Source organism: Thauera sp. (assembly GCF_034003485.1).
Classification (GTDB): Bacteria; Pseudomonadota; Gammaproteobacteria; order Burkholderiales; family Rhodocyclaceae; genus Thauera.
This window is the reverse complement of the sequence record NZ_JAVEYL010000012.1, coordinates 40,474-61,991: the sequence shown is the minus strand read 5'-3', so window position 1 is coordinate 61,991 and position 21,518 is coordinate 40,474. Positions and strand designations below refer to the sequence as shown.

General features: G+C 67.3%; 20 protein-coding genes. 13 read left to right on the top strand and 7 right to left on the bottom strand.

Going from position 1 to position 21,518, the window contains the following annotated elements; genetic code table 11:
* Nucleotide 1: 1 nt before the first annotated feature.
* Nucleotides 2-784: an alpha/beta hydrolase gene (locus RBT54_RS08720; RefSeq protein ID WP_320366212.1), complete on the bottom strand. Its 783-nt coding sequence runs from the start codon at nucleotides 782-784 to the stop codon at nucleotides 2-4.
* Nucleotides 785-874: 90 nt separating this feature from the next.
* On the bottom strand, nucleotides 875-1,090 hold the full coding sequence (locus tag RBT54_RS08715; RefSeq protein ID WP_320366210.1) for a YdcH family protein: 216 nt from the start codon (nucleotides 1,088-1,090) through the stop codon (nucleotides 875-877).
* Between the two features lie 219 nt (nucleotides 1,091-1,309).
* Between RBT54_RS08715 and greB the strand changes: the two genes are divergently transcribed.
* The 8 genes from greB to RBT54_RS08675 all read left to right on the top strand — a co-directional run bounded on the left by greB (nucleotide 1,310) and on the right by RBT54_RS08675 (nucleotide 9,424).
* A complete protein-coding gene (gene greB / locus RBT54_RS08710; protein ID WP_320366208.1) occupies nucleotides 1,310-1,870 on the top strand; it encodes a transcription elongation factor GreB in 561 nt (186 codons plus the stop codon).
* A 92-nt stretch (nucleotides 1,871-1,962) separates the two neighbouring features.
* On the top strand, nucleotides 1,963-3,894 hold the full coding sequence (gene htpG, locus RBT54_RS08705) for a molecular chaperone HtpG (protein WP_320366207.1): 1,932 nt from the start codon (nucleotides 1,963-1,965) through the stop codon (nucleotides 3,892-3,894).
* A 77-nt stretch (nucleotides 3,895-3,971) separates the two neighbouring features.
* Complete coding sequence (locus RBT54_RS08700) at nucleotides 3,972-4,541, top strand: lipocalin family protein (protein WP_320366206.1); 570 nt, start codon at nucleotides 3,972-3,974, stop codon at nucleotides 4,539-4,541.
* A gap of 171 nt (nucleotides 4,542-4,712) precedes the next feature.
* Nucleotides 4,713-5,480: an ABC transporter ATP-binding protein gene (locus RBT54_RS08695; RefSeq protein ID WP_320366204.1), complete on the top strand. Its 768-nt coding sequence runs from the start codon at nucleotides 4,713-4,715 to the stop codon at nucleotides 5,478-5,480.
* A 19-nt stretch (nucleotides 5,481-5,499) separates the two neighbouring features.
* A complete protein-coding gene (locus RBT54_RS08690) occupies nucleotides 5,500-6,222 on the top strand; it encodes an ABC transporter ATP-binding protein (protein ID WP_320366202.1) in 723 nt (240 codons plus the stop codon).
* 57 nt (nucleotides 6,223-6,279) lie between these two features.
* Nucleotides 6,280-7,494 carry an ABC transporter substrate-binding protein gene (locus tag RBT54_RS08685; RefSeq protein WP_320366200.1) on the top strand — a complete coding sequence of 405 codons (1,215 nt, stop codon included), beginning with the start codon at nucleotides 6,280-6,282 and terminating at the stop codon, nucleotides 7,492-7,494.
* 71 nt (nucleotides 7,495-7,565) lie between these two features.
* Complete coding sequence (locus RBT54_RS08680) at nucleotides 7,566-8,447, top strand: branched-chain amino acid ABC transporter permease (RefSeq protein WP_320366198.1); 882 nt, start codon at nucleotides 7,566-7,568, stop codon at nucleotides 8,445-8,447.
* A gap of 23 nt (nucleotides 8,448-8,470) precedes the next feature.
* On the top strand, nucleotides 8,471-9,424 hold the full coding sequence (locus tag RBT54_RS08675; RefSeq protein WP_320366195.1) for a branched-chain amino acid ABC transporter permease: 954 nt from the start codon (nucleotides 8,471-8,473) through the stop codon (nucleotides 9,422-9,424).
* Here the strand turns inward: RBT54_RS08675 and RBT54_RS08670 are convergent.
* Complete coding sequence (locus tag RBT54_RS08670) at nucleotides 9,389-10,891, bottom strand: chloride channel protein (protein ID WP_320366193.1); 1,503 nt, start codon at nucleotides 10,889-10,891, stop codon at nucleotides 9,389-9,391. The genes RBT54_RS08675 and RBT54_RS08670 overlap by 36 nt on opposite strands.
* Nucleotides 10,892-11,075: 184 nt before the next feature.
* On the opposite strand from RBT54_RS08670, the gene RBT54_RS08665 reads away from it, so the two are divergent.
* Nucleotides 11,076-11,579: a MarR family winged helix-turn-helix transcriptional regulator gene (locus RBT54_RS08665; protein WP_320366191.1), complete on the top strand. Its 504-nt coding sequence runs from the start codon at nucleotides 11,076-11,078 to the stop codon at nucleotides 11,577-11,579.
* A gap of 151 nt (nucleotides 11,580-11,730) precedes the next feature.
* On the opposite strand, the gene RBT54_RS08660 is transcribed toward RBT54_RS08665, so the two are convergent.
* The 3 genes from RBT54_RS08660 to RBT54_RS08650 are packed head-to-tail and all read right to left on the bottom strand — an operon-like array spanning nucleotide 11,731 to nucleotide 15,179.
* A complete protein-coding gene (locus RBT54_RS08660) occupies nucleotides 11,731-12,909 on the bottom strand; it encodes a vWA domain-containing protein (protein WP_320366189.1) in 1,179 nt (392 codons plus the stop codon).
* 16 nt (nucleotides 12,910-12,925) lie between these two features.
* Nucleotides 12,926-14,314, bottom strand: coding sequence for an EAL and HDOD domain-containing protein (locus tag RBT54_RS08655; RefSeq protein ID WP_320366187.1), 1,389 nt, complete (start codon nucleotides 14,312-14,314; stop codon nucleotides 12,926-12,928).
* A 13-nt stretch (nucleotides 14,315-14,327) separates the two neighbouring features.
* Entirely contained in the window at nucleotides 14,328-15,179 is an 852-nt protein-coding gene (locus RBT54_RS08650; RefSeq protein ID WP_320366185.1) for a MoxR family ATPase, read from the bottom strand.
* Nucleotides 15,180-15,268: 89 nt separating this feature from the next.
* Between RBT54_RS08650 and RBT54_RS08645 the strand changes: the two genes are divergently transcribed.
* On the top strand, nucleotides 15,269-16,330 hold the full coding sequence (locus RBT54_RS08645; RefSeq protein ID WP_320366183.1) for an RNA methyltransferase: 1,062 nt from the start codon (nucleotides 15,269-15,271) through the stop codon (nucleotides 16,328-16,330).
* An 85-nt stretch (nucleotides 16,331-16,415) separates the two neighbouring features.
* Here RBT54_RS08645 and RBT54_RS08640 read toward each other — a convergent pair whose 3' ends face one another.
* Entirely contained in the window at nucleotides 16,416-16,892 is a 477-nt protein-coding gene (locus RBT54_RS08640) for a DUF411 domain-containing protein (protein WP_320366181.1), read from the bottom strand.
* A gap of 206 nt (nucleotides 16,893-17,098) precedes the next feature.
* On the opposite strand from RBT54_RS08640, the gene RBT54_RS08635 reads away from it, so the two are divergent.
* The 3 genes from RBT54_RS08635 to hflX all read left to right on the top strand — a co-directional run bounded on the left by RBT54_RS08635 (nucleotide 17,099) and on the right by hflX (nucleotide 21,497).
* Nucleotides 17,099-19,621, top strand: a complete 2,523-nt coding sequence (locus RBT54_RS08635) for a heavy metal translocating P-type ATPase (RefSeq protein ID WP_320366179.1) — start codon at nucleotides 17,099-17,101, stop codon at nucleotides 19,619-19,621.
* A gap of 17 nt (nucleotides 19,622-19,638) precedes the next feature.
* Entirely contained in the window at nucleotides 19,639-20,037 is a 399-nt protein-coding gene (cueR, locus tag RBT54_RS08630; protein WP_320366321.1) for a Cu(I)-responsive transcriptional regulator, read from the top strand.
* Between the two features lie 116 nt (nucleotides 20,038-20,153).
* A complete protein-coding gene (gene hflX, locus RBT54_RS08625) occupies nucleotides 20,154-21,497 on the top strand; it encodes a GTPase HflX (protein ID WP_320366177.1) in 1,344 nt (447 codons plus the stop codon).
* Nucleotides 21,498-21,518 lie beyond the last annotated feature (21 nt).

Below are 21,518 nucleotides of genomic sequence, written 5' to 3'. Positions count from 1 at the left end.
TTCAGGACGCCGCCAGCATCGTGTCGACGAGTTGCCGGGGCGCTTCCTGCATCAAGGCGTGGCCCAACCCGGGCAGGACGACCAGGCGTGCGTCGCACGCGGTGAAGGCCTCGCGCAGCGGCACGACCGCGTCGGCCGGGGTCATGCGGTCGCAGTCCCCCGTCACGAGCAGCACCGGGCAGCGTACGCGGCTGGCGGCCGCCAGCCCGTCCTGCCAGTCGTCGCAGGCGACGAGGTCGGTCGCGAGCACCGCCGCGCCCTGCTTCTGCATGCGTTCGAGGTTGGCGGCTTCGAGCTCGTGGCGACGCTGTTCGCCGAGCATCTCGGCGGGGGCGAAGGAGAACTTGTTGATCAGTGCCCAGCCCTTGGGCGGGTCGTTGCGCACGGCATCGAGTACGAAGGGCGCGACCGGCATCGGTGCCAGGCTGCCGAGCAGGTAGAGCGCATGCACGCGGTCGGGCGCACGCGCGGCGACGGCAAGCGCGACCAGCGAGCCCATGCTGTGCCCGGCGATGCGAAAGCTGTCGAGGCCGAGCACATCGGCCAGGGCGATCACCCAGTCCGCCATTGCGTCGATGCTGGGCAGCGCTTGCCCACCGGAGGCGCCGTGGGCCGGCAGGTCGGGGGCGATGACACGGTGGCCGGCGCTGGCCAGCCCGCGTGCGAGGGGGTCCCAGACACCGTGGTCGTGTCCGGCGCCGTGGATCAGCAGCAGCGGCGGGCCGCTCGGTTCGCCATGGATCGCCACGGCCACCGGCTGGCCGCATACCTGAATGTCTTTCATGGAGTCGATTGTCTTGTCAGTGATGGGGCGGGTGCGCAGACCCCGTGTGCGGGCGCCATGCGCTGAGCGCGACGACGGCCGATGCTGCGCTCAGGCGCGCTCGTCGGGGTTCAGCATGTGCTCGATGGCGATGATGCGGTCCTTGAGCGCGAGCTTGCGCTTCTTGAGGCGGCGCAGCATCAGCTCGTCGCCGGTGGGCGAGGCAGCGAGCGTGACGATCGCGTCGTCGAGGTCGCGATGTTCGAGGCGCATCTCTTCCAGGCGCAGGCGCAGGCTGGTTACTTCGTCGAATGCTTTGTCGTTCATGCTTGCGTCCCCTGTGTGTCTCTTTTGAATTGTTTTTGCACTGCGTTCTGCCGGGTGCCGGTGCGCGCCGTGGCTCGGCGAGAATGGTATGCGCCGGCGGGGTGGATGACAACTTCGTTCCCGCCCGCGTTCCCGGGCGGCATGCCAGCGCTTGCGGGCGTGGCGCGTGCAGGATGGATTCCTTACCATTCGCCCTTCGCCAACAAGGAAACTGCGCAAGTGAACAAAGCCTTCGTGAAGGAAAGCGATGGCGCCGACGACGACGGGGACGAGGAACTCGCTCCCGCGCAGCGCCTGCCCGCAGGCAGCAAGAACTACATGACGCGGCGCGGCTACGATGCGCTGCGTGTCGAACTCGACCAGCTCGTGCGCTTCGAGCGCCCCAAGCTGGTCGAGACCGTGGCCTGGGCCGCCGGCAACGGCGACCGCTCCGAGAACGGCGACTACATCTACGGCAAGAAGCGCCTGCGCGAGATTGACCGCCGCATCCGCTTCCTGATCAAGCGCATCGAGAGCGCCGAGGTGGTGGACCCCGAGCGCCAGCAAGGGCTGGAGCAGGTCTTCTTCGGTGCCACGGTGAGCTTCTGCGACCTCGAGACCGAGGACGAGCAGACCTGGCAGATCGTCGGCGTGGACGAGGCCGATGCCGCGCAGGGGCGCATAAGCTGGATCTCGCCGCTGGCGCGCGCGGTGCTGAAGGCGCGCGTGGGCGACGTGGTGCGCTTCCAGAGCCCGGCGGGCATGCGCGAGATCGAGATCACCGACGTGCAGTACCTGTGAGCGCAGGGCGGCGCGCGGCAGGGGCTTGAAAGCCGGGCGGGCGTCCCCATTTGCGGACGCACTGATCCGTAACCCTAGCTGGAGCCTTATTCATGTCCGAAACCGCAGCCGCCGCCCAGACGATGAACTTCCAGGCCGAGGTGAAGCAACTGCTTCACCTCATGATCCACTCGCTGTATTCCAACCGCGAGATCTTCCTGCGCGAGCTCGTCTCCAACGCCTCGGATGCCTGCGACAAGCTGCGCTTCGAGGCGCTCGACAATGGCGCCCTGTACGAGAACGACAGCGAACTGAAGATCCGCATCGGCTTCGACGCCGAGGCCAGGACCATCACCATCGCCGACAACGGCGTCGGCATGAGCCGTGACGAGGCGATCGCGCACCTGGGCACCATCGCCAAGTCGGGCACGCGCGAATTCTTCGGTCAGCTCACCGGCGACCAGAAGAAGGACGCCAACCTCATCGGCCAGTTCGGCGTGGGCTTCTACTCCGCCTTCCTCGTCGCCGATCGCGTCACCGTGCTCACCCGCCGCGCCGGACTGGCCGCGGGCGAGGGCGTGAAGTGGGAATGCTCGATGGTGGGCGACGAAGCCGGCGCCTACACCGTGGCGCAGATAGACAAGGCCGGCCGCGGCACCGAGATCACCCTGCATCTGCGCGAGGGTCAGGAAGACCTGCTGTCGTCGTGGAAGCTGAAGAGCCTGATCCGCAAGTACTCCGATCACATCGTGCAGCCGATCGTGATGAAGAAGGAGGAATGGAGCGAGGAGCAGAAGGCGCAGGTGTTGACCGACGAGGACGAGACGGTCAACCAGGCCAACGCGCTGTGGACCCGCGCCAAGAACGACATCACGGAAGACGAGTACAAGGGTTTCTACAAGCACGTCGCGCACGACTTCGAGGACCCGCTGGCGTGGACGCACTCGCGCGTCGAGGGCCGCCACGAATACACCAACCTGCTCTACGTTCCGAAGAACGCCCCCTTCGACCTGTGGGACCGCAGCGCCAAGCACGGCATCAAGCTCTACGTGAAGCGCGTCTTCATCATGGACGACGCCGAGAAGCTGATGCCGACCTACCTGCGCTTCGTGCGCGGCGTGGTCGATTCGGCCGACCTGCCGCTCAACGTGTCGCGCGAGATCCTGCAGGAATCCAAGGACATCGACACCATCCGCGCCGGCTGCACAAAGAAGGTGCTGACGCTGCTCGAGAGCCTGGCCAACAGCGACGAGGCCGCCGACAAGGAGAGGTACGCCGAGTTCTGGAAGGCCTTCGGCAAGGTGTTGAAGGAAGGCGTGGGCGAGGACTTCGCCAACAAGGACAAGGTCGCCGGCCTGCTGCGCTTCGCCTCGACCCAGCTCGACACCGCGGAAGAGGTCGTCTCGCTCGCCGACTACATCGGCCGCATGAAGGAAGGCCAGGACAAGATCTACTTCGTCACCGCCGAGACCTTCAACGCCGCGAAGAACAGCCCGCACCTCGAGGTCTTCCGCAAGAAGGGCATCGAAGTGCTGCTGCTCACCGACCGCGTCGATGAGTGGGTGACCGGCAACCTCACCGAGTTCGACGGCAAGGCGCTGGTGTCGGTCGCCAAGGGCGGGCTGGATCTGGGCGCGCTCGAGGACGAGGCCGAGAAGCAGGAAGTCGAGAAGGCCGCCGACGAGTACAAGGAACTGCTCGACAAGATGAAGGCGAGCCTGGGCGAGCGCGTGAAGGACGTGAAGGTGACGCTGCGCCTGACCGATTCCCCCGCCTGTCTGGTGGCCGACGAGCACGATCTGGGCATGAACCTGGCCCGGATCCTCAAGGCGGCAGGCCAGAACGCACCGGTCTCCAAGCCCATCCTCGAGATCAACCCCAGCCACCCGGCGGTGCTGCGCCTGAAGTACGAGGACAAGCACTTCGACGACTGGGCGGCGGTGCTGTTCGACCAGGCGCTGCTTGCCGAAGGCGGCGCACTCGACGACCCGGCGACCTTCGTGAAGCGCATCAATCAGTTGATGCTGGCGATGAGCGGAAACTGAGCGGTCCATTCCCGGGCCGTCAATCAAACGGGCGGCGCGCCACAAGGCGGTCGCCCGTTTCAACTTCGAGAAATGCGATGAAGATCAAAGCGCTAGCCCTGTCGTTCGGCCTTGCCGCCCTCGCCATGCACGCCGGCCCGGCCGTGTCCTCGGATGCCGCAACTGCCGCGCCCCTGCAAGCGATTGCCGCGCTCGACGTGCCGCGCTACATGGGGACCTGGTACGAAATCGCCAAGTACCCGAACTGGTTCCAGAAAAAGTGCATCAGCGACACGCGCGCCGACTACAGCCTGCAGCCGGATGGCCGGGTGCAGGTGATCAACCGTTGTCGTGAGCAGGGCGGCGAGCTGTCCGAAGCCGTCGGCATGGCGCGCCAGATCGGCGCGGCCGACTCGGCACGACTGGAGGTGCGCTTCGCGCCAGCCTGGCTGTCGTTCCTGCCGATGGTGTGGGGCGACTACTGGGTCATCGATCTCGATCCGGACTATCAACTGGTCGCGGTCAGCGAGCCCGGGCGCGAATACCTGTGGGTGCTGTCGCGCACGCCGGTGGTCGATGCGCAGGCCTACGAGGCCCTGCTGGGGCGGCTGGCGGCACGCGGCTTCAATCTGGGCAAGCTGGAGCGGACGCAACAGCAGGGCAAGTGACCCCGCGTGGCGCTCGCCATCTCCGGGTTTTTGGCGGGGTCCGCGCGCCTGCGCCGCGCGGACCCCGGATAGAGGCGACGTGCATATAGGGGCAAACCATAGGTTGACGCCCCCCTCCCCAGCCGGAACACTCCATCGCTACAAAAACAAACGAAGGCTGGGGAGACACCCTTGAGCGAGTTCATCCTCGAGACCCGCGGACTCACCAAGGAGTTCAAGGGTTTCGTCGCAGTATCCGGCGTCGACCTGCAGGTGCAGAAGGGGCACATCCACGCCCTCATCGGCCCCAACGGCGCTGGCAAGACCACCGTCTTCAACCTGCTGACCAAGTTCCTGCCGCCGACTTCGGGGTCGATCCTGTTCGAAGGTCGCGACATCACCCGCGAGGCGCCGGCGGTCACTGCGCGCCGCGGGATGGTGCGCTCGTTCCAGATCTCGGCCACCTTTCCCAACCTTACCGTGCGCGAGAACGTGCGCATCGGGCTGCAGCGCAAGCTCGGCACCGAATTCCACTTCTGGCGCTCGGCAAAGTCGCTCGATGTGCTCAACGACGAGGCGATGGCACTGCTCGAGGCGGTCGATCTGACATCCTTCGCGGATACCGTCACCGCTGAGATGCCCTACGGCCGCAAGCGCGCGCTCGAGATCGCCACCACGCTCGCGCTCGAGCCGAGCATGTTGCTGCTCGACGAGCCGACCCAGGGCATGGGCAATGAGGACATCGCGCGCGTGGTCGACCTGATCCGCAAGGTGTCGGCCAATCGCACCATCCTGATGGTCGAGCACAACCTGTCGGTGGTCGCCAACCTGTGCGACCGCATCACCGTGCTCACCCGCGGCAGCGTGCTCGCCGAGGGTACCTACGCCGAAGTGTCGAAGAACCCCAAGGTGCTCGAGGCCTATGTCGGTTCCGACGACATGAGCGACGCCCACCACTGATCCCCCGCGACCGACAGCCATGACCAGTGCCTTCACCCCTCATCCGGAGATGCTCCGGATCCACGACCTGCACGCCTTCTACGGCGAGTCGCACATCCTGCATGGCATCGACCTCAAGGTTGCGCGCGGCGAGTGTGTGACGCTGCTCGGGCGCAACGGCTCGGGGCGCTCGACCACGCTCAAGTCGGTGCTCGGCCTCGTGGGCCGGCGTACCGGCTCGATCATGGTCAACGGCCGTGAGGTCATCGCCGAGCCGACGCATCGCATGGCGCGCTACGGCATCGGCTACGTGCCCGAGGAGCGCGCCATCTTCGCTTCGCTCAGCACCGAGGAGAACCTGATGCTGCCACCGCAGGTGGCGAGCGGGGCGATGTCGGTGGGTGAGATCTACGGCATGTTCCCCAACCTCTACGAGCGCCGCAGCAGTCCGGGCTCCAAGCTGTCGGGTGGCGAGCAGCAGATGCTGGCGATGGCGCGCGTGCTGCGCACCGGGGCCAAGTTGCTGCTGCTCGATGAGATCACCGAGGGCCTGGCGCCGGTGATCGTCAAGAAGCTCGGCGAGATCATCGTCGAACTGAAGTCGCGCGGTTTCACCATCGTGCTGGTGGAGCAGAACTTCCGTTTTGCCGCGCCGCTGGCCGACCGCCACTACGTGCTCGAGCACGGCGAGATCATCGCCACCATCAACGCCGACGAGTTGGCGGGGAAGATGGACTGGCTGCACCAGACGCTGGGGGTCTGAGCGGTACTGCCGCGCAGTTCCTGCGTAACAACCATACGAACGAGACGGAGACACACGATGCAGACGAAGAAACTTACCACCCTGGCCTGCGCGGCCGCTTTTGCCATGCTGTCGGGCGCGGCGAGCGCGCAGATCTCGGGCGACACGGTCAAGGTCGGTGTGCTCACCGACATGTCGGGTACCTACTCCGACCTCGCCGGCGCCGGCGCAGTGCTCGCCACCCAGATGGCGATCGAGGACTTCATCGCCGAAGCCAAGCCCGCGTTCAAGGTCGAGATGGTCTCCGCCGACCACCAGAACAAGGCCGACATTGCATCGAACAAGGCGCGCGAATGGTTCGAGCGCGAGGGCGTCGACACCGCCACCGAGCTCGTCACCACCTCGACCGCGCTCGCGGTGATGAAGGTCGCCAAGGAGATGAACCGCGTCGCGCTGATGAGCGGCCCGGCCTCGACCCCGATCACCAACGAGCAGTGCAACGACGTCACCGTGCACTACACCTACGACACCTATGCGCTCGCCAACGGCACCGCCAAGGCGGTGACCCAGCAGGGCGGCGACACCTGGTTCTTCCTGACCGCCGACTACGCCTTTGGTCAGTCGCTCGAGCGGGACTCCTCCGCAGTCGTCACGGCCAACGGCGGCAAGGTGCTGGGCTCGGTGCGCCACCCCTTCCCGGCCTCGGACTTCTCGTCCTTCCTGCTCCAGGCCCAGGCCTCGGGCGCCAAGATCATCGGCCTGGCCAACGCCGGCGCCGACACCACCAACGCGATCAAGCAGGCGGCCGAGTTCGGCATCACGCCCAAGCAGGCGCTCGCCGGTCTGCTGATGTTCATCTCTGACGTCCATTCGCTCGGGCTGCAGGCCACCCAGGGCATGTACCTGACCACCGGCTTCTACTGGGATCTCGACGACGAGACCCGTGCCTGGTCCAAGCGCTTCTTCGACAAGCACAAGCGCATGCCGACCATGGTGCAGGCTGGCCAGTATTCCTCGGTGCTGCATTACCTGCGTGCAGTGCAGGCGACCGGCACCGACGAGGCGGGCAAGGTCATGGCGCAGATGAAGGCCACGCCGATCAAGGACTTCTTCGGCAAGAACGGCCGCATCCGCGAGGACGGGCGCATGGTGCACGACATGTACCTGGCACAGGTGAAGACGCCCGCCGAGTCCAAGTACCCGTGGGACTACTACGACATCCGCCAGACGATTCCCGCGGAAGAGGCCTTCCAGCCGCTGGCGCAGTCGAAGTGCCCGCTGGTCAAGAAGTAAGCTGATCGCGGGGTCTCCCGCACTTCACGACGCACCGGGGCGGCGCGCCCGCTCCGGTGCGGGAGTCGCACATGGAAATTTTCGGCGTTCCGAGCGCACTGCTCGGCAGCCAGTTGCTGGTCGGCCTGATCAACGGTTCGTTCTACGCGATCCTGAGCCTGGGCCTGGCCATCATCTTCGGCCTGCTCAACATCATCAACTTCACCCACGGCGCCCAGTACATGATGGGCGCCTTCGTGGCGTGGATCGCGCTCAACAAGCTCGGCATCAACTACTGGGTCGCGTTGCTGTTCGCGCCGATCGTCGTCGGCGCGCTCGGTGTGCTGATCGAGCGCACGATGCTGCGCAAGCTCTACAAGCTCGACCATCTTTACGGACTCTTGCTCACCTTCGGTCTCGCGCTGATCTTCGAGGGCATCTTCCGCGACCAGTACGGCATCTCCGGTCAGTCCTACCCGGTGCCCGAACTGCTGCAGGGCGGGGTGAACCTCGGTTTCATGTTCCTGCCGATCTATCGCGGCTGGGTGGTGGTGGCCGCGCTGACGGTGTGCTTCGCGACCTGGTTCATCATCGAGAAGACCAAGCTTGGCGCATACCTGCGCGCCGGCACCGAGAACCCGCAGATGGTGCAGGCGCTCGGCATCAACGTGCCGCTGCTGATCACCTTCACCTACGGCTTCGGTGTGGCGCTGGCGGCCTTCGCCGGGGTGCTCGCCGCGCCGATCTACCAGGTCAGCCCGCTGATGGGCTCGAACCTGATCATCGTCGTGTTCGCGGTGGTGGTGATCGGCGGCATGGGCTCGATCATGGGCTCCATCATCACCGGCCTCGGTCTCGGGCTCGTCGAGGGCCTGACCCGGGTGTTCTATCCCGAGGCTTCGGCCGTGGTGGTGTTCGTGATCATGGTGATCGTGCTGCTGGTGCGACCGGCCGGCCTGTTCGGCAAGGCTTGAGCGCGGCGAAAGGAATCAGACTGATGAACAACCCGAATTCGATGTTTGCGCGCGCCATCCCGATCCTGTTCGGCGCGCTGTTCCTGATCGGGCTGGTGGCGCCGTTCGCGGTGTACCCCACCTTCCTGATGAAGATCCTGTGCTTCGGGCTGTTCGCGTGCGCGTTCAACCTGCTGCTCGGTTTCGCCGGGCTGTTGTCCTTCGGGCACGCTGCCTTTCTCGGTAGCGCCGGCTACGTGTGCGGCATGCTGGTGCGCGACGTGGGCGTGACGCCCGAAGTCGGCATCATCGGCGGCACGCTCGCCGCCGGCGCGCTCGGCTGGCTGTTCGGCGTGCTGGCGATCCGCCGCACCGGGATCTACTTCGCGATGATCACGCTGGCGCTGTCGCAGATGGTGTATTTCGTCGTGCTGCAGTGGAAGGCGACCGGCGGCGAAGATGGCCTGCAGGGTGTGCCGCGCGGACACCTGTTCGGGGTGATCGACCTGTCGAACAACATCGCGATGTACTACCTGGTGTTCGCGGTGTTCTGCATCGGCTTCTTCATCATCTACCGCGCAATCAACTCTCCCTTCGGCCAGATCCTCAAGGCGATCCGCGAGAACGAGCCGCGTGCGATGTCCCTAGGCTACGACGTCGCCAAGTTCAAGCTCCTCGCCTTCGTACTCTCGGCCGCGCTCGCCGGCATGGCGGGGGCGACCAAGACCCTGGTGTTCCAGCTCGCCTCGCTCACCGATGTGCACTGGCACATGTCGGGCGAGGTGGTGCTCATGACCCTGCTGGGTGGCCTGGGCACCGTGCTGGGACCGCTGGTCGGTGCCGCCACCATCGTCTCGCTGCAGACCGAGCTCGCCGATAGTGTCGGCTCCTGGGTCACGGTGATCATGGGGGTGATCTTCGTGGTCTGCGTGTTGTTGTTCCGCCGCGGTATCGTCGGCGAGCTACTGGCGCTGATCCAGCGCGCCGGCATCCGCTGAGGGGGCGGCTGCGGGGGCGCCCTCGGCTGCCCCCGCAGTCGTCGCCGCCGCCGCCGTTGGCTTGTCCGTAAGAGGATGCGCCGGCGGCGGATGTTTCTCGTGCGTCCGCTTTTCCGCGCGCCTCAGCCACCCGTACGCGAGTGCGTGGTACAGCGGCACGGGTGCCACCGAGCGCGACACGCCGTGCGCCACCACCGCGGTGGCCATCAGCGGCAACAGCATCTGGTGGTTGGCGGTCATCTCCATGACGATCACGAACGAGGTGATCGGCGTCTGCGTCATTGCCGCGAGGAAGGCCACCATGCCCAGCACCAGGATGGCCGGGTCCGGCTCGCCCGGCAGCAGGAGCGCGATGTCCGAGCCGAGGCCTGCGCCCACGGCCAGCGCCGGGGCGAAGATGCCGCCGGGAATCCGCGATACGAAGACGAGCCAGATCACCGCCAGCTTCATCAGCGTGAAGGCCACCGGCAGCGTGGCGCTGCCCTCGAGTGCGGCCTTGGATTCCGCATAGCCAGTGCCGTAGGTGAGTCCGCCGCTGGCAAGCCCGATGAGGGCGGTCAGCAGTCCGCACATTCCGGCGAAGGCAACCGGCTGGGTGCTTGCAATCACCCCGAGCCGGCCCGGCAGCCCACGCGACGAGGCCACCAGCACGCGGGTGAAGATCCCGCCCAGCAGCCCCCCGGCCACCCCGCACGCCAGCACCGGCCACACGCCGTCCGGCCAGCCGATGCTCGCCAGCGTGCGTCCGAAGTAGGTGTAGTTGCCGAGCACGGCGAGCGACATCAAGCCGGCGAAGATCACGGCGGTGAGCGTGGTGCTGTTGGCCTGGAAGGCGCGGTAGCGGCACATCTCCTCGATTGCGAACATGATGCCGCCGAGCGGGGTGTTGAAGGCCGCCGCAATGCCGGCGCCGCTGCCCGCGACGATCAGGTCCCGGCTCGAGGCGATGCGACGGTGGCGCTTGCGGCTGGAGAACATGTGCATCACCGAGGCGCCGATCTGCACTGAGGGACCTTCGCGGCCGACCGAGGCACCGCTCAGCAGGCCGCCCAGGGTGAGGAAGACCTTTGCCAGCGCGATGCGCAGCGACAGCAACTGCCGGCGCACGCGGCCGTCATCCGACATGGAGGCAGCAATCGCCTGCGGAATGCCGCTGCCTTCGGTGCCGGGGAAGAAGCGGCGCGAGATCCAGGCGAGCGCTGCGAAGCCGGTCGGCGCGATCAACAGGCTCAGCCAGGGATGTTCGCCAACCAGGCCCGCGTGGGTGGCAATCGCCAGCTCAGCGCCGATCGCAAATGCGATCGCGATCAGTCCCGCGAGCAATGCCGCGCCGACCAGTAACAGGCGCACGCGCCAGCGCCTCAGCGACAGCCAGGGCAGGGCGTAGCGTCGGCCTCCACGTATCAGGCGGGCGAGGTCCCAGCGTGGAGATCGGGCGTGCTTGTCTTCGGCGTTTGGTGCGCTCATCGCGGTCTCTGCTGCTGTGCGGCATGGGGCCATTCGCCTGCCGGCGACGGGCTCGGCGAGATTGGTTTTTTTGCCATGCTGCACATGCGAAAGGTAAACGATACAGCTACCATACGCTCCACAGCAGGTGTGATGTTTTTTTGACAATGATGCTTTGAGCAAATATAGTCCGAGCGAGATTCAGATGGCGGAAACGCAACAAAAAGTGAAGAAGCCGGCACTGCCGGCGAACCCCTTGTCGGTCCTGCAGCGGTTTCGAATCCTGATCCGGACGGCACAGCGCCACTCGCAGTGGATCGAACGTCAGAGCGGAGTGACCGGCGCCCAGTTGTGGGCTTTGCAGGAGTTGCGTGAAGCAGACGGCCTGCGTGTCGGCGAGTTGGCGAACCGGATGGCGCTCCACCAGTCGACGACGTCGAACATGGTCGACCGCCTGGAAAGCTCGGGTCTGGTACGCAAGGAGCGGACGAGCGCCGACCAGCGCGTCGTGCGGCTCTATCTGACGGACGACGGGTCTGCCCTGCTGGCTCGAGCGCCCTCTCCGGCGCGCGGCGTGCTGCCCGAGGCGCTGCGGATGATGGATGACGAGGGCCTGGCGAGCCTGCAGAGCGAACTCGACAAGCTGCTCCGCCAGATCAAGCATCTCGACGAAGGCTTCGGCATGCAGCCGCTGCCCTTCACTGAATGAAACACGGCCGGCCCCGGAGGCGGGCCGGTTCGATCGTGTTTCACACAGCGTTTCGACGCTTGTGCGGACAGCAGCTTGAGCGGCCGATGGGCCGCTCTTTTTTGTCCGAACTCCGGACCCCGAGCCCCGCCTGGGCCGCAGTCCCGTGGTCTCAGTGTCTGCGCGACAGCGTCTGCATGGCACGCGCAAGGCCGTCCAGTGTCAGGGGGTACATGCGCTCGCCAACAATCTGCTGGATGAGCTCGATGGATTTTCGGTAGGGCCACAGGCGCTCGGGTTCCGGATTGAGCCACGCCGCAGCCGGGTACGCATCGAGCAGGCGGCGCAGCCAGGTGGCGCCGGCCTCGGCGTTCATGTGCTCGACCGAGCCGTGCGGATGCAGGATCTCGTAGGGGCTCATGGTCGCATCGCCGACGAAGATCAGCTTGTAATCCGGCCCATACTTGTGGATGACGTCGAGCAGCGCCGTGCGCTCGCTGTGGCGACGGCGGTTGTCGCGCCACACGCCCTCATATACGCAGTTGTGGAAATAGAAGTATTCGAGGTGCTTGAACTCCAGCCGGCAGGCGGAGAACAGCTCCTCGCACACCTTGATGTGGTCGTCCATCGAGCCGCCGACATCCAGGAACAGCAGCACCTTGACCGCGTTGTGGCGTTCCGGCCGCATCAGCAGGTCGAGCCAGCCGGCGTTGCGCGCGGTGGCGGCAATGGTGCCGTCGAGGTCGAGCTCTTCGGCGGCGCCCTGGCGCGCGAAGCGGCGCAGGCGGCGCAGGGCCACCTTGATGTTGCGCGTCCCGAGCTCGACCGAGTCGTCGAGGTTGCGGAACTCGCGCTTGTCCCAAACCTTCACCGCCGTGCGGTTGCCGGCCGAGTCGCCACCGACGCGGATGCCCTCCGGGTGGGTGCCGTTGTTGCCGAAGGGCGAGCTGCCGCCGGTGCCGATCCATTTGTTGCCGCCCTGGTGGCGGCCCTTCTGCTCCTCGAGGCGCTTGCGGAAAGTCTCCATCAGCTTGTCCCACCCGAGCTTCTCGAGCTTGGCGCGCTCCTCGGGCGACAGATGCTTCTTCGCCATCGCCCGCAGCCAGTCCTCAGGCAGGTCGACGTCCAGCCCGGGGAGCGTGGTGACGCCCTTGAAGTATTCGCCGAAGGCCTGGTCGAAACGATCGTAGAGCGACTCGTCCTTGATCAGGCAGGTGCGCGCGAAGAAATAGAACTCGTCGATCGAAGGCCCGCACACATGGTCGCGCAGGCCCTCGAGCACGGTCAGGAATTCGCGCGTCGACACGGGCAGCTTGCGCGCCCTCAGGTGCAGAAAGAAATCGATCAACATCGCGTCACGTGTCCGCCTAGTCCTGAATCTGGATCGCCCACGACAGTGCCTGCATGTGGCACTGCGAAGCCTGTTCCGGGGTGATGCCGCAGCGCTCGGCGGCGTCGCGCAGGTGTTCGCTGTCGCTGCGCTCGCAGGCAACCGCAAGTGCAAGCAGCGGTTGCAGCGGGCCGCTGTTGCCACGCAGGGCCGCGTCGATGTCTGCGCCCAGGGCCAGTGGCGCAAGCGCCTTCTCCATCGGCACTTGCAGGATCACGTCCACCAGCGACAGCAGGCCGACCAGGAACAGGGCTTCGCGCTCGGCCACCGGGTGCGTCCCGCCCAGCAGTTCCATCATGCGCCCGCGCACGAGCGCGGTTTCGAGCGCCGCGCCGCCGCGTTCGCCATTGGAGCCGGCGCTGCACACGAGCAGGATCAGCCAGCGCTGTAGTTTCTCCCGCCCAAGCAGGGTGAGTGCGTGTTCGATTGACGAAACAGATTGCGGCAATGCGTTGGCCGCCGAGTTGATGTAACGCAGCAGGCGCAGCGACAAGGCGGCGTCCTGCTTGAGCAGATCGGCCAGTTCGTGGGTGCTTGCATCCGCACGCAGGCGGGCGAGCAGGGTGCCGATACGGGCGGTGTTGGGCGGGAGTTCGCGCTCTTGCCAGTTCTCGCGGCTGGTGGCGAAAGGCCCCTGGAAAAGCGTGGCCCCGAGCTTGCAGCAGAAGCGGAATTCCTCGATCGACGGTAACCCGCGAACGACCAGGCGCGCATTGCGGGCAATCTCGAGCGCGATGTTGCTCAGTTGCAGGCCGCGCCGGGCGTCCAGCCCCTGGGCGTGGACGACGATGAAATCGGCCTGCGGCAGCAGGTGAGCAAATTCGGTCATCACCGTTGGATCGGGCAGGCCGATGCGCAAACCCCGCTGACGGAGTTGTTCCACGGTGCGGCGCAGCGCATCCGGTTCGGGTGCGCCGGGGTCGGCGTGAAGCGTCGGTATCAGGACCACGCTTTGTGCAGGCAGGTTCGCAAGGCTGGGGTCGGCGAAGAACGAGTCCGGCACGTCGATGAACGCAATCCGATGGCCGAGCAACTCGCCGATGTCCGCCTGGGCCAGGCTGCGTATCAGGACCTCGGCGTACAGGTGATGGACCCGCCGCGTGCTGTGCCGGATCCGTGCGCGAGCGCCTTCCTGGAGCATGAACTGGTAGCCCGCGATGCGCTGGTTGCGGCCCAGGACCGCTTCCCGGCACAGGAAGGTGGCCTGCTCGCCCGTGGGCGATGCAGCGCGCTGCTCCGCCCGCAGTGGCGCGTCGCGGTTGAGCTTGCGAATGCCCGGATCGTCCCGCCTCGGCCTTGCCGGCGACGTCGGTGTCGCGGGCGCGGGGCGCCGGCCGAACAGCCAGCCCAGGAGTGCCTTCAGCATGCGGGGCGGCCCCTCAGCGGTTGTTCCGCGCCATGAATACCAGACGCTCGAACAGATGGACGTCCTGCTCGTTCTTCAACAGGGCGCCGTGCAGCGGTGGAATCACTGCCTTGCCATCCTTGCCTTGCAGCGCCTCGGGCGGGATGTCCTCGGCGACCAGCAGCTTGAGCCAGTCGATGAGCTCGGACGTGGAGGGCTTCTTCTTCAGCCCGGGAATGTCGCGCAGGCCGAAGAAGACCTCGAGCGCCTGGGTCAGCAGCTCCTTCTTCAGCCCGGGGAAGTGCACATCCACGATGCGCTGCATGGTGTCGCGATCGGGGAAGCGGATGTAATGGAAGAAGCAGCGGCGCAGGAAGGCGTCGGGCAGCTCCTTCTCGTTGTTCGACGTGATGAACACGATCGGGCGGTGGCGGGCCTGGATGGTCTGCCGCGTCTCATAGACATGGAACTCCATGCGGTCGAGCTCGCGCAGCAGGTCGTTGGGGAATTCGATGTCGGCCTTGTCCACCTCGTCGATCAGCACCACGGTCGGTTGCTCGGCCTCGAAGGCCTGCCACAGCACCCCCTTGACGATGTAGTTGCCGATGTCCTTGACGCGATCGTCGCCGAGCTGCGAGTCGCGCAGGCGGGACACCGCGTCGTACTCGTACAGACCCTGCTGCGCCTTGGTGGTGGACTTGATGTGCCACTGCAGTAGCGGCAGCCCGAGCGCAGCGGCGACTTCCTCGGCGAGCATGGTCTTGCCGGTGCCGGGTTCGCCCTTGATCAGCAGTGGGCGCTGCAGGCGAATCGCGGCGTTGACCGCGAGCATCAGGTCAGGGGTGGTGACATAGTCTTGCGAACCTTCGAAGCGCAATGCGGACATGCGGTCTTCCTCGTATCGGACGGCATCGAGTATAAGGCCGTGGCCGTGCGCCGTGATTCGCGGCGGACGAGGTGCTAGCATCGCGCGCCATGAACATCGACGCCATCCGCCAGCGCCTGCGCGCGCTCGGCGCCCGCCCCAGCCACGAGGCCCGGCTGCTGCGCGCGTGGCTGCAGGGCCTGGCGCTGGACGCCGGTCCGCGTACCGAATCGAACCGCCTGCCCAAGGCCCTGCAGGCCGCGCTGCCCGAACTCGAGTCCGAGCTGCGTGCGCTGGCGCGCGTGCGCTCCGAACACCCGGGCGAGGACGGCATCCGCCTGCTGGTGGAACTCGTGGACGAACAGACGGTGGAGAGCGTGCTGCTGCCGCGCGACGGGTTGTGCGTGTCCACCCAGCTCGGCTGCGCGGTGGGCTGCGTGTTCTGCATGACCGGCAAGGACGGCCTGCTGCGCCAGCTCGGCAGCGCCGAGATCGTCGCCCAGGTGGCGCTCGCGCGCAGGCTGCGCCGGGTGCACAAGGTGGTGTTCATGGGCATGGGTGAGCCGGCGCACAACCTCGACGCAGTGATCGAGGCGATCGAGCTGCTCGGCACCGAAGGCGCCATCCCGCACAAGAACCTGGTGTTTTCCACCGTGGGCGATGCGCGCGTGTTCGAGCGTCTGCCGCAGATGCAGGTGAAGCCGGCGCTCGCGCTGTCGCTGCACACGACCCGCGCCGAACTGCGCGCGCAACTGCTGCCGCGCGCGCCGCGCATCGACCCGGCCGAACTGGTCGAGCTGGGTGAAACCTATGCGCGCGCCACCGGCTACCCGATCCAGTACCAGTGGACGCTGATCGAGGGCGTGAACGACGGCGCGGAGGAGCTCGAAGGCATCGTGCGCCTGCTCGCCGGCAAGTACGCGGTGATGAACATGATCCCCTTCAACACCGTGGATGGCCTCGATTTCCGCCGTCCGAGCGCCGAGCGCGCCGCGGAGATCGCGCGCACGCTGCATCGGCGCGGCATCCTGACCAAGCTGCGCCAGTCGGCCGGGCAGGACGTGGATGCCGGCTGCGGCCAGTTGCGTGCGCGCGAGAGCAAGGTGGTCTTCGTGCGTCGGGAAGAGAAGCGCGCGGCGCGCTCAGCCGGCATGCCCGCAATCGAGCGCTGAGCGTCGCGCTGCCCGCGCTCACCGGCTCGGGGCGGGATTCGTCAGCCGCGAGCCGGGTCAGTGACTTTGGGTCAGTGACTTTGGGTCAGTGACTGGCGAAGACGGCCGTCCTGCCTTGCGCGTCGAAGCTGACGACGTCGTAGCGGTCGGCCGGGTAGGGGCCTTCCATGCCGGGCGAGCCCATCGGCATGCCGGGGGCCGAGATGCCGGCGATGGCGGGCTTTTCGGTGAGCATGCGGCGCACGTCGGTCGCCGGTACGTGGCCCTCGACGACGTAGCCGCCGACCCTGGCGGTGTGGCAGGAGCCGAGCGCCTGCGGCACGCCGGCCTCGCCCTTGACCTGCCCCATCTCTGCGGTGGCGACTTCCTTGACCTTGAAGCCATGCTCGCGCATGTGCTCCGCCCATTTGCCGCAGCAGCCGCAGTTCGGGTCCTTGTACATGACGACCTCGTCGTCGGCGGCGACGGCGGTGGGGACGCCACCAAGGGTGGCCAGGCCGAGCAGCGCGCCGGCGACCAGCGTGCGCAGGGATTGGCGCTTCGATTGGGTGAGGATGTGCATGATGCCGACTCCGATGCGAATCTCAATGGCGGGAATTGTGCCTTGCCGCGCCGGGCTTGGCCGAAGCTGACAGGAATGTAATCGGCGTGTCAGCGTGGTGACGGGTTGGGCCTTGCTGTGCACCGGATGAAGTCCGAATTGCTTGACCTTCCCATGTTAGTAAGGTCTACAGTCGGATCATCACGACTCTCCCAGCAGGACACATCATGAACACGATCACTGCAAGCCCAGATGTGCGCACGCTCAACATCGCCGGCATGACCTGCGCCTCGTGCGTGGCCCACGTCGAGCGCGCCCTGATGAAGGTCGAGGGCGTACAGGCGGCGAGCGTCAACCTCGCCACCGCGACCGCGAGCGTGACCGCGCCCGCCGCGGTACCCCTGTCGGCGCTGATCGACGCGGTCGCCAAGGCGGGCTACGAGGTACGCCGCGACAGCCTCGAGCTCGACATCGAGGGCATGAGCTGCGCCGCCTGTGTGGGGCGCGTCGAGAAGGTGCTGCAGCGCGTGCCGGGCGTGGTGAGCGCGAACGTGAACCTCGCCGCGCGCCGCGCCCATGTGGAGCTCGCCGGCAGCGTGCCGACTGCGGCGCTGGTCGCGGCGGTGAAGAAGGCCGGCTTCGGCGCGACACCGGCGTCGGAGGTGAGCGAGGGCGCGCGCGAGGCCGATGCCGCGGCCGAGGAGACCGCGCTGCGGCGGGCGGTGTGGATCGCGGTGGCGCTGACGCTGCCGGTGTTCGTGCTCGAGATGGGTTCGCACCTGATCCCGGGCATGCACGACTGGGTGATGGCAACGATCGGCCATCGGACGAGCTGGCTGCTGCAGTTCGCGCTCACCAGCACGGTGATGTTCGGCCCCGGGCTGCGCTTCTTCCGCAAGGGCGTGCCTGCGCTGCTGCGCGGCGCGCCGGACATGAACGCGCTGGTCGCGATGGGCACTTCGGCGGCCTGGGGGTACTCGGTGGTGGCCTTGTTCGCGCCCGGACTGCTGCCGGCGGGCACGGTCAATGTGTATTTCGAGGCTGCGGCGGTGATCATCACCCTGATCCTGATCGGGCGCCTGCTCGAAGCGCGTGCGCGCGGCAAGACCAGCGACGCGATCCGCCGCCTGATGCGCATCCAGCCGCGCGTCGCGCGCGTGCGCCGCGGCGCCGAGGGGGACGCGGGGCTTGAGGGAGTCGAGATCCCGATCGGCGAGGTGGTGGCGGGCGACGTGGTCGAGGTGCGCCCGGGCGAGAAGGTGGCGGTCGATGGCGAGGTGGTCGAAGGTTCTTCGTTTGTCGATGAGTCGATGATCACCGGCGAGCCGGTGCCGGTGGAGAAGGGCGTCGGCGCCACCGTGGTCGGCGGCACGCTCAACACCCGCGGCGCCTTCGCCTTCCGCGCCACCCGCGTCGGCGCCGACACCGTGCTCGCGCAGATCGTGCGCATGGTCGAGACGGCGCAGGGCGCCAAGCTGCCGATCCAGGCGCTGGTCGACAAGGTGACGATGGTGTTCGTGCCGGTGGTGATGGGGGTGGCGGCGCTCACCTTCCTCGCCTGGCTGGTGTTCGGCGCGGCCTGGCTGGCGGAGGACGTGCCGGCGCTGAGCTTTGCGTTGGTCAATGCGGTGGCGGTGCTGATCGTCGCCTGCCCGTGCGCGATGGGGCTGGCGACGCCGACCTCGATCATGGTCGCCACCGGGCGCGCGGCGCAGATGGGGGTGCTGTTCCGCAAGGGCGACGCGCTGCAACTGCTGCGCGACGCCGAGGTGGTGGCGGTGGACAAGACCGGCACGCTCACCGTGGGCAAGCCGCAGCTCACCGACCTGGTGGTGGCGGAGGGCTTCGCGCGCGCCGAGGTGCTGGCGCTGGTGGCCGCGGTCGAGCGCCGCTCCGAGCATCCGATCGCCGAGGCGATCGCCGCCGCCGCGCGCGCCGAGGGGCTGGCGGTGGACGAGGCGGAAGGTTTCGAGGCCGACGCCGGCCATGGTGTGAGCGCGACGGTGGCGGGCCGGCGCGTGGAGGTCGGTGCCGACCGCCTGATGCGCCGGCTCGGCCTGGACGTGGGTGAGTTTGCCGCCACTGCCGCGCGCCTGGGTGACGAGGGCAAGTCGCCGCTCTACGCCGCGATCGACGGCCGCCTGGCGGCGATCATCGCCGTGGCCGATCCGCTCAAGCCGAGCTCGGCGGCGACGGTGAAGGCGCTGCACGCCCTGGGGCTGAAGGTGGCGATGATCACCGGTGACAACGAACGTACCGCGCGCGCGATCGCGCGCCAGGCGGGCATCGACGAGGTGATCGCGGAGGTGCTGCCCGATGGCAAGGTGGCGGCGCTGCGCCGGCTGGCGGAGGGCGCCGCAGGCAAGCGCCGCGTCGCCTTCGTCGGCGACGGCATCAACGATGCACCGGCGCTGGCCGAGGCCGACGTGGGCATCGCCATCGGCACCGGCACCGACGTGGCGATCGAGAGCGCCGACGTGGTGCTGATGTCGGGCGACCTGATGGGCGTGCCGCGCGCGATCGCGCTGTCGCGGGCGACGATGCGCAACATCCGCCAGAACCTGTTCTGGGCCTTCGCCTACAACAGCGCGCTGATCCCGCTCGCCGCGGGGGTGTTCTACCCGGCCTTCGGCGCGCTGCTGTCGCCGGTGTTCGCGGCCGCGGCGATGTCGATGTCGAGCGTGTTCGTGCTCGGCAATGCGCTGCGCCTGCGCCGCTTCGCCGCCGACGCGGTGCCGGCAACGGCCTGAAGGAGGCCGCGATCATGATGAACATCGGCAAGGCGGCCGCCGCCTCCGGCGTGTCGGCGAAGATGATCCGCTACTACGAGTCGATCAACCTGCTGGCGGCGGCGCGCCGCACCGACGCGGGCTACCGCGCCTACACCGACGAGGACGTGCATGTGCTGCGCTTCATCCGCCGCGCACGCGACCTTGGCTTTGCGCTGGCGGACATCGGCGAGCTGCTCGCGCTGTGGCATGACCAGGGCCGCGCGAGCGCGGATGTGAAGGGGATCGCGCTCGCGCATGTCGCGGCGCTCGAGCGCAAGATCGCGCAACTGCAGGGCATGGCGGATACGCTGCGCACGCTCGCCGCGCATTGCCACGGTGACGCGCGCCCGGATTGCCCCATCCTCACCGACCTCGATGCGGGTGGCGGGCGCTGACCGGCGGCGGGGAGGGCGAGGGGGCGAACGGGCGAAGGGACGAGGGGGCAATCGTCGCAGGGCAGGGGCGCGGCGAGGTACCATTCCACTTCCATCCCTTGATAGAAGCGCCCTGAATGCAAACAGACCTCGCCGACGAACCCCGCAAGGCCATCGTCGCCTCGGTGCAACGCCCCAACGTCAGCGATGCCGAGTTCGAAGCCTCGCTCGCCGAGCTGCGCGAGCTGGCGAAAACCCTCGGCTACCGGGTGGTTCACACCTTTACCCAGAAGCGCGCAGGTTTCGATACCACCGGCTATCTGGGGGTCGGCAAGCGCCAGGAGGTGCGTGAGTTCGTGGCCGCCCAGGCCGGCTTCGAGTCCGCGCCAACGGACACCGTGCCGCGCACCGGCGCGATCGAGGCGCTGCTGGTCGACCACGAGATCTCGCCCTCGCAGGCGCGCAATCTGGAGTTGGAGACCGGCTGCGAGGTGATGGACCGCACCATGGTCATCCTCGAGATCTTCCACCGCAACGCACGCTCGCGCGCGGCCAAGGCGCAGGTGGAAATCGCCCGCCTGGGTTACATGGCGCCGCGCCTGCGCGAAGCCGCCAAGCTCGCCGGACCGCAGGGGCGCCAGCGCAGTGGCGTGGGCGGTCGCGGTGCCGGCGAGTCGCACACCGAACTCGATCGCCGCAAGATCCGTGACCGCATCGCCGAGCTGCAACTGGAGATCGTCGCGATGGAGGCCGAACGCAAGACCCAGCGGGCGCGCCGCCAGGGTCGCCAGGCCCCGGCCAGCGTGGCCCTGGTCGGATACACCAATGCCGGCAAATCCACCTTGATGCGTGCGCTCACGGGCAGCGAGGTGCTGGTCGCCAACAAGCTCTTCGCCACGCTCGACACCACCGTGCGCACGCTTTACCCCGACAGCGTGCCGCGCGTGCTCGTCAGCGACACCGTCGGCTTCATCAAGAACCTGCCGCATGGTCTGGTGGCCTCGTTCAAATCCACCCTGGACGAAGCCCTGGACGCCGGCCTGCTGCTGCACGTCATCGACGCCAGCGATCCCGGTTTCGAGCGCCAGATCGAAGTCACCGACACGGTCCTGGCAGAAATCAGCGCCGACGAGGTGCCGCGCATCCGCGTCTTCAACAAGATCGACCACGTCGGCGACGCCGCGGCGCAGGCCGAGTGCGAGGCCGCGCTGCACGCCAAGTACCCCGGCTGCATCGTCATGAGCGCGCGTCGGCCGGACGAGGTGGCCAGCCTGCGGCAGACGATCGTCGCGTTCTTCCAGCAGGATCTGATCGAGGCGGAGCTGTTGCTGCCGTGGTCGGCGCAGCAGTTGCGCAAGGAGATCTACGCCAATTGCGAGGTGCTGGAGGAGAGGGCGGAGGATGAGGGGGCGGTTTTCAGGTTGCGCGGCGAGCCCGACACCGTCGAGCGACTGCGCGCGCAAATTGCCCTGGCGCGCTGAAAAGCAAACGCCACCGAAAGG

Coding starts and splice junctions, on each gene's coding strand:
- hflX (WP_320366177.1), top strand. CDS start 20,154: ATGCAAACAGACCTCGCCGACGAACCCCGCAAGGCCATCGTCGCCTCG.
- RBT54_RS08660 (WP_320366189.1), bottom strand. CDS start 12,909: ATGTTGATCGATTTCTTTCTGCACCTGAGGGCGCGCAAGCTGCCCGTG.
- RBT54_RS08640 (WP_320366181.1), bottom strand. CDS start 16,892: ATGCACATCCTCACCCAATCGAAGCGCCAATCCCTGCGCACGCTGGTC.
- RBT54_RS08715 (WP_320366210.1), bottom strand. CDS start 1,090: ATGAACGACAAAGCATTCGACGAAGTAACCAGCCTGCGCCTGCGCCTG.
- RBT54_RS08720 (WP_320366212.1), bottom strand. CDS start 784: ATGAAAGACATTCAGGTATGCGGCCAGCCGGTGGCCGTGGCGATCCAT.
- RBT54_RS08690 (WP_320366202.1), top strand. CDS start 5,500: ATGACCAGTGCCTTCACCCCTCATCCGGAGATGCTCCGGATCCACGAC.
- RBT54_RS08665 (WP_320366191.1), top strand. CDS start 11,076: ATGGCGGAAACGCAACAAAAAGTGAAGAAGCCGGCACTGCCGGCGAAC.
- RBT54_RS08635 (WP_320366179.1), top strand. CDS start 17,099: ATGAACACGATCACTGCAAGCCCAGATGTGCGCACGCTCAACATCGCC.
- htpG (WP_320366207.1), top strand. CDS start 1,963: ATGTCCGAAACCGCAGCCGCCGCCCAGACGATGAACTTCCAGGCCGAG.
- RBT54_RS08680 (WP_320366198.1), top strand. CDS start 7,566: ATGGAAATTTTCGGCGTTCCGAGCGCACTGCTCGGCAGCCAGTTGCTG.
- RBT54_RS08650 (WP_320366185.1), bottom strand. CDS start 15,179: ATGTCCGCATTGCGCTTCGAAGGTTCGCAAGACTATGTCACCACCCCT.
- RBT54_RS08685 (WP_320366200.1), top strand. CDS start 6,280: ATGCAGACGAAGAAACTTACCACCCTGGCCTGCGCGGCCGCTTTTGCC.
- RBT54_RS08700 (WP_320366206.1), top strand. CDS start 3,972: ATGAAGATCAAAGCGCTAGCCCTGTCGTTCGGCCTTGCCGCCCTCGCC.
- RBT54_RS08675 (WP_320366195.1), top strand. CDS start 8,471: ATGAACAACCCGAATTCGATGTTTGCGCGCGCCATCCCGATCCTGTTC.
- RBT54_RS08645 (WP_320366183.1), top strand. CDS start 15,269: ATGAACATCGACGCCATCCGCCAGCGCCTGCGCGCGCTCGGCGCCCGC.
- RBT54_RS08670 (WP_320366193.1), bottom strand. CDS start 10,891: ATGAGCGCACCAAACGCCGAAGACAAGCACGCCCGATCTCCACGCTGG.
- RBT54_RS08655 (WP_320366187.1), bottom strand. CDS start 14,314: ATGCTGAAGGCACTCCTGGGCTGGCTGTTCGGCCGGCGCCCCGCGCCC.
- cueR (WP_320366321.1), top strand. CDS start 19,639: ATGAACATCGGCAAGGCGGCCGCCGCCTCCGGCGTGTCGGCGAAGATG.